Origin of the sequence: Salmonella sp. SSDFZ54, assembly GCF_004010735.1 — a bacterium.
GTDB lineage: Bacteria > Pseudomonadota > Gammaproteobacteria > Enterobacterales > Enterobacteriaceae > Salmonella > Salmonella enterica.
Genome location: NZ_CP034819.1, coordinates 3,963,080 through 3,979,935 on the forward strand (window position 1 = coordinate 3,963,080; position 16,856 = coordinate 3,979,935).

General features: G+C 52.8%; 17 protein-coding genes. 9 read left to right on the forward strand and 8 right to left on the reverse strand.

Going from position 1 to position 16,856, the window contains the following annotated elements; genetic code table 11:
- Positions 1-21 precede the first annotated feature (21 nt).
- Positions 22-1,161 carry a glycoside hydrolase family 105 protein gene (locus EOS97_RS19605; protein WP_000989908.1) on the forward strand — a complete coding sequence of 380 codons (1,140 nt, stop codon included), beginning with the start codon at positions 22-24 and terminating at the stop codon, positions 1,159-1,161.
- A gap of 53 nt (positions 1,162-1,214) precedes the next feature.
- Here the strand turns inward: EOS97_RS19605 and mrdA are convergent, their stop codons facing one another.
- A complete protein-coding gene (gene mrdA, locus EOS97_RS19610; RefSeq protein WP_000142855.1) occupies positions 1,215-3,086 on the reverse strand; it encodes a penicillin-binding protein 2 in 1,872 nt (623 codons plus the stop codon).
- A gap of 188 nt (positions 3,087-3,274) precedes the next feature.
- Positions 3,275-5,008, reverse strand: coding sequence for an arginine--tRNA ligase (gene argS, locus EOS97_RS19615; protein WP_001025360.1), 1,734 nt, complete (start codon positions 5,006-5,008; stop codon positions 3,275-3,277).
- A 236-nt stretch (positions 5,009-5,244) separates the two neighbouring features.
- Between argS and EOS97_RS19620 the strand changes: the two genes are divergently transcribed.
- Together EOS97_RS19620 and cutC are read left to right on the forward strand one after the other, a co-directional pair.
- Positions 5,245-5,814, forward strand: a complete 570-nt coding sequence (locus EOS97_RS19620) for a VOC family protein (RefSeq protein ID WP_000024796.1) — start codon at positions 5,245-5,247, stop codon at positions 5,812-5,814.
- Positions 5,815-5,833: 19 nt separating this feature from the next.
- Positions 5,834-6,580, forward strand: coding sequence for a copper homeostasis protein CutC (gene cutC / locus EOS97_RS19625; RefSeq protein ID WP_001185772.1), 747 nt, complete (start codon positions 5,834-5,836; stop codon positions 6,578-6,580).
- Positions 6,581-6,815: 235 nt separating this feature from the next.
- Here cutC and cmoB read toward each other — a convergent pair whose 3' ends face one another.
- From cmoB to EOS97_RS19650, 5 genes are read right to left on the reverse strand one after another with little or no spacing between them, the layout of a single operon-like run.
- Positions 6,816-7,787: a tRNA 5-methoxyuridine(34)/uridine 5-oxyacetic acid(34) synthase CmoB gene (gene cmoB, locus EOS97_RS19630; protein WP_000569032.1), complete on the reverse strand. Its 972-nt coding sequence runs from the start codon at positions 7,785-7,787 to the stop codon at positions 6,816-6,818.
- The gene (gene cmoA, locus EOS97_RS19635) at positions 7,784-8,527 is read right to left on the reverse strand and encodes a carboxy-S-adenosyl-L-methionine synthase CmoA (RefSeq protein ID WP_000019609.1); all 744 of its coding nucleotides are present in this window, start codon (positions 8,525-8,527) and stop codon (positions 7,784-7,786) included. Before cmoA ends, cmoB begins: the two co-directional genes overlap by 4 nt.
- Before the next feature lie 40 nt (positions 8,528-8,567).
- The gene (locus EOS97_RS19640) at positions 8,568-8,963 is read right to left on the reverse strand and encodes an MAPEG family protein (RefSeq protein WP_000252975.1); all 396 of its coding nucleotides are present in this window, start codon (positions 8,961-8,963) and stop codon (positions 8,568-8,570) included.
- Positions 8,964-9,015: 52 nt separating this feature from the next.
- Complete coding sequence (locus EOS97_RS19645) at positions 9,016-9,834, reverse strand: DUF72 domain-containing protein (protein WP_000639228.1); 819 nt, start codon at positions 9,832-9,834, stop codon at positions 9,016-9,018.
- Positions 9,831-10,397, reverse strand: coding sequence for a hydrolase (locus tag EOS97_RS19650; RefSeq protein WP_000916146.1), 567 nt, complete (start codon positions 10,395-10,397; stop codon positions 9,831-9,833). The genes EOS97_RS19645 and EOS97_RS19650 overlap by 4 nt, the downstream gene beginning before the upstream one ends.
- 324 nt (positions 10,398-10,721) lie before the next feature.
- On the opposite strand from EOS97_RS19650, the gene aspS reads away from it, so the two are divergent.
- The 4 genes from aspS to ruvC all read left to right on the forward strand — a co-directional run bounded on the left by aspS (position 10,722) and on the right by ruvC (position 14,377).
- The gene (aspS, locus tag EOS97_RS19655; RefSeq protein WP_001258633.1) at positions 10,722-12,494 is read left to right on the forward strand and encodes an aspartate--tRNA ligase; all 1,773 of its coding nucleotides are present in this window, start codon (positions 10,722-10,724) and stop codon (positions 12,492-12,494) included.
- 102 nt (positions 12,495-12,596) lie between these two features.
- Positions 12,597-13,049 (forward strand): dihydroneopterin triphosphate diphosphatase, encoded by a 453-nt coding sequence (gene nudB / locus EOS97_RS19660; protein ID WP_000653693.1) that lies wholly within the window; start codon positions 12,597-12,599, stop codon positions 13,047-13,049.
- A 29-nt stretch (positions 13,050-13,078) separates the two neighbouring features.
- Complete coding sequence (locus EOS97_RS19665) at positions 13,079-13,819, forward strand: YebC/PmpR family DNA-binding transcriptional regulator (RefSeq protein ID WP_000907242.1); 741 nt, start codon at positions 13,079-13,081, stop codon at positions 13,817-13,819.
- Between the two features lie 36 nt (positions 13,820-13,855).
- The gene (gene ruvC / locus EOS97_RS19670; protein ID WP_000022509.1) at positions 13,856-14,377 is read left to right on the forward strand and encodes a crossover junction endodeoxyribonuclease RuvC; all 522 of its coding nucleotides are present in this window, start codon (positions 13,856-13,858) and stop codon (positions 14,375-14,377) included.
- A 1-nt stretch (position 14,378) separates the two neighbouring features.
- Here ruvC and EOS97_RS19675 read toward each other — a convergent pair whose 3' ends face one another.
- Positions 14,379-14,978 (reverse strand): YebB family permuted papain-like enzyme, encoded by a 600-nt coding sequence (locus EOS97_RS19675; protein WP_000716753.1) that lies wholly within the window; start codon positions 14,976-14,978, stop codon positions 14,379-14,381.
- A gap of 209 nt (positions 14,979-15,187) precedes the next feature.
- Here EOS97_RS19675 and EOS97_RS19680 point away from each other — a divergent pair, with 209 nt between their 5' ends.
- Both EOS97_RS19680 and ruvA read left to right on the forward strand, forming a co-directional pair.
- Positions 15,188-15,880: a hypothetical protein gene (locus EOS97_RS19680; RefSeq protein WP_000227316.1), complete on the forward strand. Its 693-nt coding sequence runs from the start codon at positions 15,188-15,190 to the stop codon at positions 15,878-15,880.
- Between the two features lie 359 nt (positions 15,881-16,239).
- Positions 16,240-16,851 (forward strand): Holliday junction branch migration protein RuvA, encoded by a 612-nt coding sequence (ruvA, locus tag EOS97_RS19685; protein WP_000580335.1) that lies wholly within the window; start codon positions 16,240-16,242, stop codon positions 16,849-16,851.
- The last annotated feature ends 5 nt before the right edge of the window (positions 16,852-16,856 follow it).

Consider the following 16,856-nt stretch of genomic DNA (forward strand, 5'->3'; position numbering starts at 1 on the left):
CATTACACAGAGGTTAAGCAAATGATGGTTTATCCAGTCAAACACAGTCCGCTATTGCGTCAGCCTGAGCATTTTATCGCCAGAGATGAACTAAAAGCCCTGGTGCAAAAGGTGACGCATAACCTGGTCAATATTAAAGATGAGACAGGCGAATTTTTATTGCGACTGGACGACGGACGCGTGATCGATACTAAAGGCTGGGCCGGATGGGAGTGGACGCATGGCGTGGGCCTGTACGGAATGTATCACTATTACCAACAGACCGGCGACCAGACGATGCGTAAGATCATTGATGACTGGTTTGCCGATCGTTTTGCGGAAGGCGCGACGACGAAAAACGTTAATACGATGGCGCCGTTTTTAACGCTGGCGTATCGCTATGAAGAGACGCGTAATCCAGCGTATTTACCGTGGCTGGAAACGTGGGCCGAATGGGCGATGAATGAAATGCCCCGAACCGATCACGGCGGAATGCAGCACATCACGCTGGCGGAGGAAAATCATCAGCAGATGTGGGACGACACGCTAATGATGACGGTGCTGCCGCTGGCGAAAATCGGTAAACTGTTGAACCGGCCGGAATACGTGGAAGAGGCAACCTATCAGTTCCTGCTACACGTGCAAAATTTGATGGATAAAGAGACGGGGCTGTGGTTCCACGGCTGGAGCTATGACGGTCATCATAACTTCGCTAACGCTCGCTGGGCGCGTGGCAACAGTTGGCTGACCATTGTGATCCCGGATTTTCTTGAACTGCTGGACTTGCCGGAAAATAATGCCGTGCGCCGTTATCTGGTCCAGGTACTGAATGCGCAGATCGCCGCGCTGGCGAAATGTCAGGATGAAAGCGGTTTGTGGCATACGCTGCTTGACGATCCGCACTCTTATCTTGAGGCGTCGGCGACGGCGGGTTTTGCCTACGGTATTCTTAAAGCGGTGCGCAAACGCTATGTCGAACGGCACTATGCGCAGGTGGCGGAAAAAGCTATTCGGGGGATAGTGAAACATATCTCGCCGGAAGGCGAACTGCTGCAAACGTCATTTGGCACTGGCATGGGCCACGATCTCGATTTTTACCGTCATATTCCGTTGACCTCTATGCCTTACGGGCAGGCGATGGCAATGCTGTGTTTGACGGAATATCTGCGTAACTATTTCTGATGTATGCGGATATTCCGGGCGTATCCTTGTCTGATGGCGCTTTGCTTATTTGACTATGGCGCCTGACCCGGCTGCGTGGTATCAGCCTGTGGATCAAACAGGTGGTCAAGGATTTTTCGCATGATGGGCGCGGCGGTAACGCCGTCGCTTCCGCCGTTTTCCAGAATCAAGGCAATAGCGACCTTAGGGTTTTTATACGGTGCAAAAGCGGTATAAAACACATGATCGCGCAGGCGAATGGGGATCATTTTCGCGTTGTAGGTCTGATTTTCTTTCAGGCTAAATACCTGCGACGTGCCGCTTTTGGCCGCAATGCCGTAGGGCGCGGTGTGAAAGAACTTATAGCCCGTTCCGTTGGGTGCATTCGCCATGCCGTACATCGCCTGACGCACCAGTCCCCAGTATGGCGACGCCGGATCGGCTATCTGTGCCGGTGTTCCTGAAGGACGATACGGAACCACCGTTTTGCCGCTCTCTTCATTGAGTAACAGGTGAGGGGCAATCACCTTACCGTTGTTGATGAGCGCCACCATCGCTTTTACCATCTGGATGGGGGTGGCAATCCAGTAGCCCTGGCCGATGCCGACAGAGATGGTATCGCCCTGATACCAGGCTTTTTTATGGACCCGCTGTTTCCATGCGCGGCTGGGAAGCAGCCCGTCATACTCTTCATTAAGGTCGATGCCCGTCGGTTTGCCATAGCCGAACTGAGACAACATCGTGTCGATACGGTCAATACCCATCATATAAGCGACCTGATAGAAAAAGGTATCCGCAGATTCCTCAATCGCTTTAGTGACATCCAGCATACCGTGTCCGGTTTTTTTCCAGTCCCGGTAATGCCGCTGCGTGCCGGGAAGCGTCCAGGTTGGCGCGCCAAAAAAGGTGGTTTGCGGCGTAATAATCCCGCATAACAGCGCGGACATCGCCATATAGGGTTTAACCGTTGATGCCGGGGGATAAAGCCCTTGCGTCACGCGGTTGATCAGCGGCAGATTTTTATCGTGCAGCAGTTTGCCGTAATCCTGATAGCTAATGCCTTTTACAAAGGGGTTCGGGTCGTAGCTGGGCATAGATACCATCGCCAGCACTGAACCATCGTGCGGATCTTCAACCAGTACGGCAGCACGCTGCCCGGCCAGCAAACTTTCAATGTACTCTTGTAAATGGAGATCCAGCGTCAGGTGAATGTTCTTACCCGCGATGGGAGGAACGTCTTTCAGCAGGCGGACAATACGCCCGTGATTATCCACCTCGACCTCCTGATAACCGGTTTTGCCATGAAGATCGTTTTCGTAGTAACGCTCAATCCCCTGTTTACCGATGTTATGGTCCGCCGCGTAATTCTCTGCCAGCCCTTTTTTATCCAGCGCTTTAAGGTCGTTATCGTTTATCTTTGACACGTAACCGAGAACATGCGCCAGCTCCGCGCCGTAAGGATACTGCCGATCCTGATAGCTATTGATCGTGACGCCGTTGAAATGAAACTGATTGACCGCAAAGCGTGCGATTTCAACATCCGTTAGCGCGTTTTTGAGCACCACCGGACGATAGCGGCTACTGGATTTTAGCGCATGGCGAAAGTCGGCGATATCATCGGGGGAGAGATCAACAATAGGGGTGAGCTGTTTTAGCAGCGCATCCATATCGGCAATTTTATAGGGCGTAACCGCGATATCATACCAGGTTACGTTACGCACCAGCGGAATGCCGTTGCGATCGTAAATGATGCCGCGCGTGGGCGCGACGGGTAGCATCTTGATATCGTTCTCATTCGAACGGGTGGTGTAGTAGTGGTGCTGACGGATTTGCAAGTTATAGAGGTTGAAGATCAGGATACCAAAGCAGACAACCACTACACCAAACGCCACAATCACACGTCTCAGGAAGAGTTTCTCTTCCGCATCAAAGTCTTTAAAAGTCATTACCTGTACCTGAACAATCCGCCGCCTAATGATACGGGGCGGTCAGCGCCAGCACAGGTAAAAGATGTTCCATCTCTCTATAGAAATGTGTCATTCCTTGTGATTTGTTACAGATATACCGCTGTGGCAATAAAAAGGCCTGAGTCCGTTACCCGGAGTCAGGCCTGATGATGTTAACGACGGCGCGTTTACATGCGTTCTACGGTTTCGATACCCAACGTATCCAGACCCAGTTTCAGCGTCTTCGCCGTCAGTTGCGCCAGTTTTAGGCGGCTATTGCGAACCGCGTCATTCTCGGCGCTGAGAATAGGGCAGTGCTCGTAGAAGCCGGAGAACAGCCCGGCGACGTCATACAGATACGCGCACATGACGTGCGGCGTACCTTCACGCGCGACCACCGTCAGGGTTTCTTCAAACTGCAGCAGACGGGCAGCGAGCTGCGCTTCGCGATCTTCGCTAATGATAACCGGCGCGCTCGCCAGCGCCTGCTCGTCGATGTCCGCTTTACGGAAAACAGACAGCACACGCGTATAGGCATACTGCATATAAGGTGCGGTATTGCCTTCGAAAGCCAACATATTATCCCAGTCGAAGATATAGTCAGTGGTGCGGTTTTTTGACAGATCGGCGTATTTCACCGCGCCAATACCGACGGCGTTAGCCAGTTTTTCCAGCTCGTCAGCCGGCATATCCGGGTTCTTCTCCGCCACCAGACGACGCGCGCGCTCCAGCGCCTCATCCAGCAGGTCCGCCAGCTTCACCGTACCGCCCGCGCGAGTTTTAAACGGTTTACCGTCTTTACCCAGCATCATGCCGAACATGTGGTGTTCCAGCGGAACGGAATCCGGCACATAACCGGCTTTACGCACAATGGTCCAGGCCTGCATCAGGTGCTGGTGCTGACGGGAGTCAATGTAGTAGAGCACGCGGTCGGCGTGCAGCGTTTCGTAACGGTATTTGGCGCAGGCGATATCGGTAGTGGTATACAGATAACCGCCATCTTTCTTCTGAATAATGACGCCCATCGGATCGCCTTCCTTGTTTTTAAACTCATCAAGGAAAACCACCGTTGCGCCTTCGCTTTCAACCGCCAGGCCTTTGGCTTTCAGATCGGCGACGATGCCCGGCAGCATCGGATTATACAGACTTTCGCCCATCACATCGTCACGCGTCAGAGTGACGTTCAGGCGATCATAGGTGATCTGGTTTTGCGTCATCGTGATATCAACCAGCTTACGCCACATCTCACGGAAATAGGTATCACCGCTCTGCAATTTGACGACGTAGTTACGCGCGCGCTCGGCAAACGCTTCATCTTCGTCATAATGCTTTTTCGCATCGCGGTAAAATCCTTCGAGATCCGCCAGCGCCATGTCGCCCGCGTTTTCCTGCTGCTGTTTTTCCAGCCAGGCGATAAGCATACCGAACTGGGTACCCCAGTCGCCGACGTGGTTAGCGCGAATAACATGATGGCCCAGAAACTCCAGCGTGCGTACTGCCGCATCGCCGATAATCGTGGAGCGTAGATGACCGACGTGCATCTCTTTCGCGACGTTGGGCGCGGAGTAGTCGACGACAATTGTCTGACGAGTCGGCTGAGAAACGCCCAGACGATCGGAGGCCAGCGCCTGTTGCACCTGTTCAGCGAGAAAAGCCGGTTCGAGGAAAATATTGATAAAGCCAGGGCCGGCGATTTCAACCTTGCTGGCGATGCCGCTGAGATCCAGATGAGTCAGCACCTGCTCTGCAAGTTGTCGGGGGGCCATACCCAGTTTTTTCGCAACTGCCATCATGCCGTTGGCCTGATAGTCGCCGAACTGAACTTTGGCTGACTGACGAACCTGGGGCTCGCAATCTGCAGGCGCGCCTGCAGCAATCATGGCCTGACTAACTTTTTCTGAGAGAAGAGCCTGAATATTCACCGGAATACCTTACGTTTATGAAGCGGGCTGTATTGCCCGCGCCAGTTTAAGAATTAGGGCGGGAGTATACTGCAAATGCCCGTTGGCGTCAGCATTGCGCGCGCGGCGCGTCGCCTGAAATATACGCAACAATAATCTGCATAAGCATTCAATAAACGCCCAATCAAATCAAAAGTTGGTTGCCGGGGCGCAACAGCGTAAATTAGCGGTTTTCACAGCAAGAAGAGCGTCCTGATATGGCGAACTGGCAACACATTGATGAACTGCATGATATTTCCGCAGATTTACCGCGATTCACTCTGGCGTTCAGAGAACTTTCCACTCGCCTTGGTCTGCAGATTAGCGCCCTTGAGGCCGATCACATTTCATTGCGCTGTCACCAAAATACGACGGCGGAGCGTTGGCGTCGCGGTTTTGAACAATGCGGTGAGCTACTGTCGGAAAATATCATCAACGGCAGGCCGATTTGTCTGTTTAAACTGCATGAACCGGTATGTGTGGAACACTGGCGGTTTTCTGTTATTGAATTACCGTGGCCGGGAGAAAAACGCTATCCACACGAAGGGTGGGAGCATATTGAAATCGTGCTGCCCGGCGAGCCGGAGACCTTGAACGCGAGGGCTCTGGCGTTGTTGTCGGATGAGGGGCTTAGTCAGCCGGGGATCGTGGTTAAAACCAGTTCGCCACAGGGCGAGCATGAACGTTTGCCAAACCCTACGCTGGCTGTGACCGATGGCCGCGTCACGGTAAAATTTCATCCATGGTCGATTGAAGCGATTGTCGCCAGCGAACAGGCGGCCCATTAACCTGCCGAGCGGAGTGAATATGGCGTTACTTGAGATCTGTTGTTACAGCATGGAATGCGCGCTCACCGCGCAGCGAAACGGCGCGGATCGTATCGAACTGTGCGCCGCGCCGAAAGAAGGGGGGCTTACGCCTTCTTTCGGCGTCTTACGCAGCGTACGCGAGCATATTACGATTCCCGTACATCCGATTATTCGTCCTCGCGGCGGGGATTTTTACTACACTGACGGCGAATTTGCCGCCATGCTGGAAGATATCCGCCTCGTCAGAGAGTTGGGGTTTCCCGGGCTGGTTACTGGCGTGTTGACCGTTGATGGGGATGTCGATATGTCGCGAATGGAAAAAATAATGGCGGCGGCCGGACCGCTGGCGGTGACATTCCACCGCGCCTTCGATATGTGCGCTAATCCCTTCAATGCGCTAAAGAATCTGGCTGACGCAGGCGTAGCAAGAGTACTGACTTCCGGACAAAAAGCCGATGCGGCGCAAGGTTTATCAATAATTATGGAACTTATTGCCCGGGGGGATGCTCCAACCATTATGGCTGGTGCGGGGGTTCGTGCAAATAACCTGCAGAATTTCCTCGATGCCGGAGTACGGGAAGTACACAGTTCCGCCGGAGTCTTACTGCCTTCGCCGATGCGCTATCGCAATCAGGGGTTATCGATGTCTGCCGATATTCAGGCGGACGAGTATTCTCGCTATAGAGTAGAGGGTGCGGCGGTCGCTGAAATGAAAGGAATCATTGTTCGCCATCAGGCCAAATGATTTTTACCGTTGCATCATGTCGCCCAATATGATGCTTGCTCGTACCAGGCCCCTGCCAATTCAACAGGGGCCTTTTTTTCTCCTTCATATTTCAAGCCGCAGCAGCGTTGGCCGCCTCGCGCACCCCGGTCACGTAGCTACCTACGTTCCCGGGGATTTGCTGCGTTGCCGCCTTGCTGCAACTTGAACTATTTTGGAGAAACGGTGCTATACGTAACGGTCATTCGGCAATCCATCACGGTTTACGCGCAATCAGCACCGCGCGCTGCGGGGCGGGATAGCCTTCCACCGTCTTGCTGCGATCGTTCGGGTCGAGGAAATCGGCCAGCGACTCGGTAACCATCCATTCGGTACGGCGCTGCTCTTCGGTGGTAGTGACGCAAACGTCAGCGATACGCACATCAACAAAGCCGCATTTTTCCAGCCATTTTTTTAATGCCGGCGCGGAAGGAATAAAATAGACGTTACGCATCTGCGCGTAGCGGTCACCCGGCACCAAAACGGTATTTTCGTCGCCGTCGACGACCAGCGTTTCCAGTACCAGTTCACCCTCGTTGACCAACTGATCTTTTAACTGCCACAGATGTTCCAGCGGCGAGCGACGGTGATAAAGCACCCCCATCGAGAAGACGGTATCAAATGCTTTCAGTGCCGGGAGTTGTTCAATGCCCAACGGCAGCAGATGCGCGCGCTGATCGTTACCCAACAGTTTACGCACCGCCTCAAACTGGCAGAGGAAAAGCTGTGTAGGATCGATGCCGACCGCCAGATGTGCGCCCGCGCCAATCATCCGCCACAGGTGATAGCCGCTGCCGCAGCCGACATCAAGGATCGTCCGGCCGGTTAAATCTGACAGATGCGGCAGTACGCGATCCCACTTCCAGTCGGAGCGCCATTCGGTATCAATATCTACGCCATAAAGCGAGAACGGGCCTTTACGCCACGGCATCAGATTACGCAGCAATGTATCAATACGCTTTAGCTGACCTTCGCTGAGCGGCATTTCGCTTTCCGCCGTGACACTGTGCAGTAAATCCAGCCGCCAGGGCGTCATTTCCGGTAAAAATTCTACCGCGTTCGACCACTGTTTAAACAAGCCATGCTGCTGCTCGCGTTGCCAGGCGGCAATCTGCGCGGGCAATGTTTCCAGCCAGTGGGAGAGGTGATTTTTAGCAATGAGCTGATAAAAGTTACCAAACTCGATCATGCGGCAACTCCGGCTTTTAACGCGACAAGCGACCCGAAATTAAAGCACTGGAACCACAGTTCACTGTGTTCGAAACCCGCCTGACGCAGGCGCGCTTTATGTGTTTCCACCGAGTCGGTGAGCATCACGTTTTCCAGCATACTGCGCTTCTGGCTGATCTCCAGTTCGCTGTACCCATTCGCGCGTTTAAAATCGTGGTGCATGTTGAATAACAGCTCGCCCACTTTCGCATCTTCAAAGCTAAATTTTTCCGACAGTACCAGCGCGCCGCCGGGATTCAACCCCAGGTAAATCTTATCCAGCAATGCCTGGCGTTCGGCAGGTTCAAGGAATTGCAGGGTAAAATTCAGCACCACCATCGAGGCGTTTTCAATAGTGATATCGCGGATATCGCCTTCAACGACTTCAACCGGCGTAGGCGCTTTATACGCATCAATATGACGGCGGCAGCGTTCAATCATGGCCGGGGAGTTATCGACGGCGATAATGCGACAATGCTCATGGCGGATATTACGCCGAACAGACAGCGTCGCGGCGCCCAGCGAGCAGCCCAGATCGTAGACCTGCGTGTTCGGCTGCACAAAGCGTTCAGCTAACATGCCGATCATGGAGATGATGTTGGAGTAGCCTGGTACCGAACGCTGAATCATGTCGGGGAAAACTTCGGCTACTCGTTCATCAAAAGTCCAGTCGCCGAGACGGGCGATAGGCGCAGAAAAAAGCGTGTCGCGGTGAGACATAACGTATACATCCGGGAAAAATAAAGGCGCATATTGTGCGCTAATACAGGGAGAAAACCAACTCCCAGGGCATATACCACAGGTTTGCCAGCACCATCAGCAACAATGCGCACCAGGTCGCGCTCATCCCCGCCCGCCGCCAGCGGAACAGGCGGTGGTGAAAACCGTAATAATGCATCAGCCGACCGGCGATTAAAATGATGCCGCAGATATGCACCATCCACGTTTCGGCGCCGTTCATTTCCATAAACAGCAGCAGCACCAGCGCGACAGGAATATATTCCACCGCGTTGCCATGAATACGGATGGCGCTTTGCAATTCGCTAAAACCGCCGTCGCCATAGGCGACACGGTACTGCATTCGCAAGCGAACGACATTAAAAGAGAACTTCATTAATAATAACGCACCCAAAACGGCATACAGCGCGCTTACCATACAAACTCCCTTTTAAAATGGCTGATGGCACTGTCTATGATAGGGGGCATTTTCAGAAAAGAGAAGATTGCTGTGGAATGGACGGAGCAGTGCCGATTTCCGGTAAGACGCTGCGTAAATCATGCCAAAGCGTATTCACCAGTTCCGGCGCCTGCGCGATATCCGGAGTATGTAAAAACAGAAAAGGCGTGGTGGTCTGCCACCACTGCGGGAGTTTCTGCAACCAGGCAGCGAAAAACTCACGGTTTTGCGACATATTATCGCTACCGATAAAACGCACCATCGGATGGCTGGCCGTCACGACCGCATGTACCGGGACTTTGGGTTTTTTTCGCTGCGCGTCACGGACGGCCTCGCTGTGGGGATGGGCGGCATGTACCGGACGACTATCCAGGATCACGCGGTTTACGCCGCGCGCGTGTAACCCGCGATTGAGCCGCTGTTCATCCTCACCCTTGTCAAAAAAACACGGATGACGAACTTCTACGCCATAGGTAAACGTGGCGGGGAGCGCATCAAGAAACTGCCATAAGGCGGGGAGATCGCGCGGTCCAAAGGCGGCGGGCAACTGCAGCCAGTATTGGCCAATACGCGTTTCCAGCGGCGCCAGGCGGGTAAAAAACGCCTGTACCAGATCGTCGCAATGGCGCAGAGCGGCCTGGTGAGAAATGGTGGCGGGAAATTTAAAGCAAAAACGGAAATCGTCCGTAGTTTGCGCATACCAGCGATCGACAATTTCCGCTTTCGGCAGCGCGTAAAGCGTGGTGTTGCCCTCCACGCAGTTAAAGTGGCGGGCATACTCTTCCAGACTGGTGATGCCGAGCCGCGCCCATTTCGGGTGCGACCATTGCGGCAGGCCAATGTAGATCATAAGGCGTTTAAAATATCCTCTACGCTGCGTACCCGGCCAATGCGCGGGAAAATATGCGTCATACTGCTCTGATGCTGCTCACTGCTGGCTGCGCTACAGGCATCTTCGGCAATAATAAGGTTAAATCCTAACTCCCAGGCGTTGCGCGCTGTGGATTCGACGCCGATATTGGTTGAGATCCCGCACAATATGATGGTGTCGATACCCCGGCGGCGAAGCTGTAATTCCAGGTCGGTGCCGTAAAACGCGCCCCACTGGCGTTTAGTCACTACCAGATCGCTGTCCTTTTTACCCAATGCCGTAGGCCAGGTCCACCAGTTTTCCGGCAACGCGTGCGCAGGCGTTGCGGCATCCACCGGCTGTTTTAACGCTTCGGCATAATCATCAGACCATCCAACGCGTACCATAACCACGGGCGAGCCGTTGGCACGACACTTTTCCGCCAGCCGCGCGGCGCGGGCGACCACCTCATTTGCCGTATACGGGCCGCCGGCAAACGGAAGAATTCCTTCCTGTAAATCAATAACCACCAGGGCGGTTGTGGTCGCGTTGAGTTTCAGCATGATAATCACTCTCCTAAAAATAGCGGATTTCACTACACCTTAAGCGCGATTAAAGAGGAAAGCGGCGACAAATATTGTTAATTTTTGTGAGCATACGCAATACCCGCGTGAAAAACCCGGGTACAGTCAGTATGAACCAAGTGTCGATACCGCATGAAACGGGCAAGTTATCGCTCCCATGCTGGATTGACTCTTATCGTGCGGCAGAATTTCCAGTATAATAGCCGCCTTTTTTCATCCAGTTGTGACATACAGCTAAAGCTGCGACTTCGTCGCCTGCATGGCAGGCAACAATCCGCCTGCGGCTAAGTTAAGGGATATCTCATGCGTACAGAATATTGCGGACAGCTACGTCTGTCCCACGTGGGGCAGCAGGTGACTCTGTGTGGTTGGGTCAACCGTCGTCGTGATCTTGGCAGCCTGATCTTTATCGATATGCGCGACCGCGAAGGTATTGTGCAGGTGTTCTTCGATCCGGATCGTGCGGACGCGTTAAAGCTGGCCTCTGAACTGCGTAATGAGTTCTGCATTCAGGTTACGGGCACCGTGCGTGCGCGTGACGCGAAAAACGTCAATGCGGATATGGCGACCGGCGAAATTGAAGTGCTGGCGTCCTCTCTCACTATCATCAACCGCGCAGACTCACTGCCGCTTGACGCTAACCACGTTAATACCGAAGAGGCGCGTCTCAAGTACCGCTATCTGGATTTGCGTCGTCCGGAAATGGCGCAGCGCCTGAAAACCCGCGCCAAAATTACCAGCCTGGTGCGTCGTTTTATGGACGATCACGGTTTCCTTGATATTGAAACGCCGATGCTGACCAAAGCCACGCCGGAAGGCGCGCGCGACTATCTGGTGCCTTCGCGCGTGCACAAAGGTAAATTCTACGCGCTGCCGCAGTCGCCGCAGCTGTTCAAACAGCTCCTGATGATGTCCGGTTTCGACCGTTACTATCAGATAGTCAAATGCTTCCGTGATGAAGACTTACGTGCTGACCGTCAGCCGGAGTTTACTCAGATCGACGTCGAGACCTCCTTCATGACCGCGCCACAGGTGCGCGAAGTGATGGAAGCGCTGGTGCGCCATTTGTGGCTGGAAGTGAAAGGCGTGGATCTGGGGGATTTCCCGGTCATGACGTTTGCCGAAGCGGAACGTCGCTACGGTTCCGACAAGCCAGACCTGCGTAACCCGATGGAGCTGGTAGATGTCGCTGACCTGCTGAAATCGGTAGAGTTCGCGGTCTTCGCGGGCCCGGCTAACGATCCGAAAGGCCGCGTGGCAGCGCTGCGTGTGCCTGGCGGCGCACAGCTTAGCCGTAAGCAGATCGACGATTATGGTAACTTTGTTAAGATCTACGGCGCGAAAGGCCTGGCGTATATCAAAGTTAACGAGCGCGCGAAAGGTCTGGACGGGATTAACAGTCCGGTGGCCAAGTTCCTGACCGCCGACATCGTCGAGGCTATCCTTGAACGTACCGGCGCGCAGGACGGCGACATGATCTTCTTCGGCGCAGATAACAAAAAAGTGGTTGCTGATGCGCTGGGCGCGCTGCGTCTGAAACTGGGCAAAGACCTGAGCCTGACCGACGAAGACAAATGGGCGCCGCTGTGGGTGATTGACTTCCCGATGTTCGAAGACGACGGCGAAGGCGGTCTGACCGCGATGCACCATCCGTTCACCGCCCCGCGTGACATGACGGCGTCTGAACTGAAAACTGCGCCGGAAGAAGCCGTCGCTAACGCTTACGATATGGTGATTAACGGCTATGAAGTGGGCGGCGGTTCGGTGCGTATTCACAACGGTGAAATGCAGCAAACCGTATTTGGTATTCTCGGTATCAATGAGCAGGAGCAGCGCGAGAAGTTCGGCTTCCTGTTGGATGCGTTGAAATACGGTACGCCGCCGCATGCGGGCCTGGCGTTTGGTCTGGACCGTCTGACCATGCTGTTGACCGGCACCGATAATATTCGTGATGTTATCGCCTTCCCGAAAACGACCGCCGCCGCGTGTCTGATGACCGAAGCGCCGAGTTTCGCCAACCAGGCAGCGTTGACGGAGTTGGGGATTCAGGTTGTAAAGAAAGCCGAGAATAACTGATATGAACAATGTACACGACATCATTCGCGTGATATCGCGGCGGCCCGCAGGGGCGAGTCTCATCAATGCGCGGCGTCACTCAACAGCCAACAACGAGGTCGCGTGAAGGATAAAGTGTACAAGCGCCCCGTTTCGGTCCTGGTGGTTATTTTCGCGCAGGATACGAAACGGGTGCTAATGTTGCAGCGACGCGACGACCCGGATTTTTGGCAGTCAGTGACTGGCAGCATAGAAGAAGGGGAGACCGCGTTGCAGGCCGCCGTACGTGAAGTCAAAGAGGAGGTCACGATTGATGTTGCGGCAGAGCAACTGACCTTAATCGACTGCCAACGTACGGTGGAGTTTGAAATTTTTTCACATTTACGTCATCGCTATGCGCCGGGCGTCATGCACAATACAGAATTCTGGTTCTGCCTTGCGTTACCGCATGAGCGGCAGGTGATATTCACTGAACATCTGACGTACCAGTGGCTTGATGCGCCTGACGCGGCGGCGCTTACCAAGTCCTGGAGTAACCGGCAAGCGATTGAAGAGTTTGTCATTAACGTCGCCTGAAAAGGCGCGCTTTTTTTGAGGAAATATTTATGGCAGGTCATAGTAAATGGGCCAACACCAGACATCGTAAAGCTGCGCAGGATGCCAAGCGCGGTAAAATCTTCACTAAAATTATTCGTGAACTGGTAACGGCAGCTAAATTGGGCGGCGGCGATCCGGATGCCAACCCGCGTCTGCGCGCGGCTGTAGATAAAGCGCTGGCCAACAACATGACCCGCGACACTCTGAACCGTGCCATCGCTCGCGGTGTGGGTGGTGATGAAGACTCGAACATGGAAACCATCATCTATGAAGGTTATGGTCCTGGCGGCACGGCCATTATGATTGAGTGTCTGAGTGACAACCGTAACCGTACCGTAGCGGAAGTGCGTCATGCTTTCAGCAAGTGCGGCGGTAATCTGGGTACCGATGGCTCAGTGGCATACCTGTTCAGTAAGAAAGGGGTCATCTCCTTTGAGAAAGGCGATGAAGACACCATCATGGAAGCCGCTCTGGAAGCTGGCGCGGAAGATGTTGTGACCTATGATGATGGCGCGATTGATGTTTACACTGCCTGGGAAGAGATGGGCAAAGTGCGTGACGCGCTGGAAGCGGCGGGTCTGAAAGCGGATAGCGCCGAAGTGTCCATGATCCCGTCAACCAAAGCGGATATGGATGCGGAAACCGCGCCGAAACTGCTACGTCTGATCGATATGCTGGAAGACTGTGACGATGTTCAGGAAGTCTACCATAACGGTGAGATCTCTGATGAGGTGGCGGCGACCCTGTAATGGTGCTGTTAAACGCCGGCGGGCAGGGGGTATAGCGTGTCGATTATTCTCGGTATTGACCCCGGCTCGCGCATTACCGGTTATGGCGTTATTCGCCAGGTAGGCAGACAACTGACCTATCTGGGCAGCGGATGTATTCGTACCAAAGTCGATGATTTGCCGTCTCGTTTGAAGCTCATATACGCAGGCGTGACGGAAATCATCACGCAGTTCCAGCCGGACTATTTTGCTATCGAACAGGTGTTTATGGCGAAGAACGCCGATTCAGCCCTCAAGCTGGGACAGGCGCGCGGCGTCGCGATTGTCGCCGCGGTCAACCAGGAACTGCCCGTGTTTGAATACGCGGCGCGTCAGGTGAAGCAAACCGTCGTCGGTATTGGTAGCGCGGAAAAAAGCCAGGTACAGCATATGGTTCGTACGTTGCTAAAGCTCCCCGCTAACCCGCAGGCCGATGCCGCAGATGCGCTGGCTATCGCCATTACGCATTGCCACGTTAGCCAGAACGCGATGCAAATGAGCGAGAGCCGACTCAATCTGGCGCGGGGAAGGTTGCGCTAAATCATTCTCCCTCAGCCTCGCGTTGAGGGGTTTCAATTCCACAGGCGCTAATTAATTCTAAATTGGGATGTTGCCACAGGCTGGCGGGCGTCACCGTCTTACGATCCCACGGGATTGAACCTAAAAACCAGAACTTCCAGAAGGCGAGTTTCGCATCAGGATTGCTGTGAAGTAATTCTTCGAATGTCTCAATATCGCCTACCGGAATACACAATGCTTCTTTATAGATATCAAACACAAATTTCGAGCAGAACTGGCGCGATGACTCGTATTTAAACCCCGTGTGATAAAACTTATTCAGCCGGGCGGGAACCTGCTCCATGATGGCGAGTTTCTGCTCGACCGTCAGGCCGCCGCGCAGACGGCGAACGGCGTAACGTTGTCCGGCTGAACGTTGTATAAACAGTGACAGCGTGGTGACGGTTGATAGGGGGACGCGACTTTCCGCCACCAGATAGTCATCACCATTATGACCAATAATAATCCCAACATGGTTGCTCCAGCACTGTGAAGCGGTGGATATCTGGCCGAAAAGCGCGGCACCTATACAGGTAAAGACGATATCCCCGGTTTCATATTGGACAGAATAATGTTTTTTCATCTCTGCATTCCATTATTTGAAATAAATTCCTTTTATTTATTCTACAGGGTAGTTAGCATTATACCAGATAAATGACAAGCTTTAGTGTCATCGAAATATGTATGGTGAATATTTCATTTATTGGAATTAATGTCGCAAATATATTTGGGGGAGAATTAAGGTGGTAAATTTCTCATCATCTGATCTCTCATATTGACAGGGAGTATGACGTGGTTGATGATAAACCAATGAGAATAGGTTGGGTATTTTATTTTCCTTATATTTTTGTTGCTATTATCTTTCATCTGTTTATTAGCTTTTGTTATTGTTTGAGTATTGATATGGCAGAGGCTAATACCGTTGTTTTTTTATTAAAGCCAGGGACGATTTCATTATTATTTTTACTTCTCCCTGCCAGGCGGTTCAGGACCAGACTGTTGGCAACATTGAGTTCAGTTTTCATTACCTTAGTATTTAACCAGTGGCATTTGGTTGCCGGGAATAAAGAACTGGTTTTGTGCCTGCAGGCAGCGTGCTTTATGGCTTTCCTGGCTATGACATCGGTAAAAAAATCCGGGTGGATGATTAGCGCATCATTATTTTTGGTTTGTGCGGCCGGAACGATTCGCCAGTGCTGGCTGGAACAGCTGTTTAACGCTGCCGATATATATATTGTTGATGATGGGCGGAGCTGTGGCGCCAGCGGCCACTGCTTCCAGTATATTGCAGCAAAAGGCCGTGGGTTAGCAGCAAAACGACAGGCATTTTTTAGTAGCGAAGAGTATGTGAATATTTATTATAGTTATTCAGAAGGGATGCCAGCCGTGAATTTCGATGGCATGAAAAATGAGTTTGTACAATATTTATTGTGTCATGGCGAATTAAAATCTGTTGCGCGCGACGATAAAACAACATGCGATTAAATTCAGCGCTAGTGGTTAATATTATTAAATCTATTCTCGGGTCTGTTTTTTTGGAGGCCCGATGTTCCGCTGTTGGCATTCGTACTGGATACATTATTAGTATTATCAGGATACTCATTATTGAAGACTACCGAACGTGCGCCACGGCATGTTGGCAAAAAGTTATTCGCGTAGGACGCAAAAAGTTGTCAATGAGTGTACGACTTATTTTGTACGCAGCGGGGAGCGTACCCGTCGTTAACCATCGCGGGTTGTCGGAGTAGAGAAATATCGGGATACGTGTTTTTCATCTGGATAAACATCCAGTCTTTTTTTATGATAGTGCATTATCTTTTCAGCCCTTTACGCAGGAGCGTCATGTGATAGGCAGACTCAGAGGCATTATTCTCGAAAAACAACCCCCGATCGTGCTGCTGGAGACAGGGGGCGTAGGCTATGAAGTACATATGCCTATGACCTGCTTTTACGAGCTGCCGGAGGCCGGGCAGGAGGCAATCGTCTTCACCCACTTTGTGGTGCGTGAAGATGCGCAGTTGCTGTACGGATTCAACAATAAGCAAGAGCGCACGCTGTTTAAAGAGCTAATTAAAACGAATGGCGTCGGGCCTAAGCTGGCGCTGGCGATTCTCTCCGGCATGTCGGCGCAACAGTTCGTCAATGCGGTTGAGCGCGAAGAGCTTGGCGCACTGGTGAAGCTGCCGGGTATCGGCAAGAAAACCGCCGAAAGGCTGATTGTCGAAATGAAAGACCGCTTTAAAGGGCTACATGGCGATCTCTTTACGCCAGCGGTCGATCTGGTATTGACGTCGCCGGCCAGCCCAACCTCGGAAGATGCAGAACAAGAAGCAGTTGCTGCGCTGGTGGCGCTGGGTTATAAACCGCAAGAAGCCAGTCGGATGGTAAGCAAGATCGCCCGTCCGGATGCAAGCAGTGAAACACTGATTCGCGACGCGTTACGCGCCGCGTTATGAGGTAA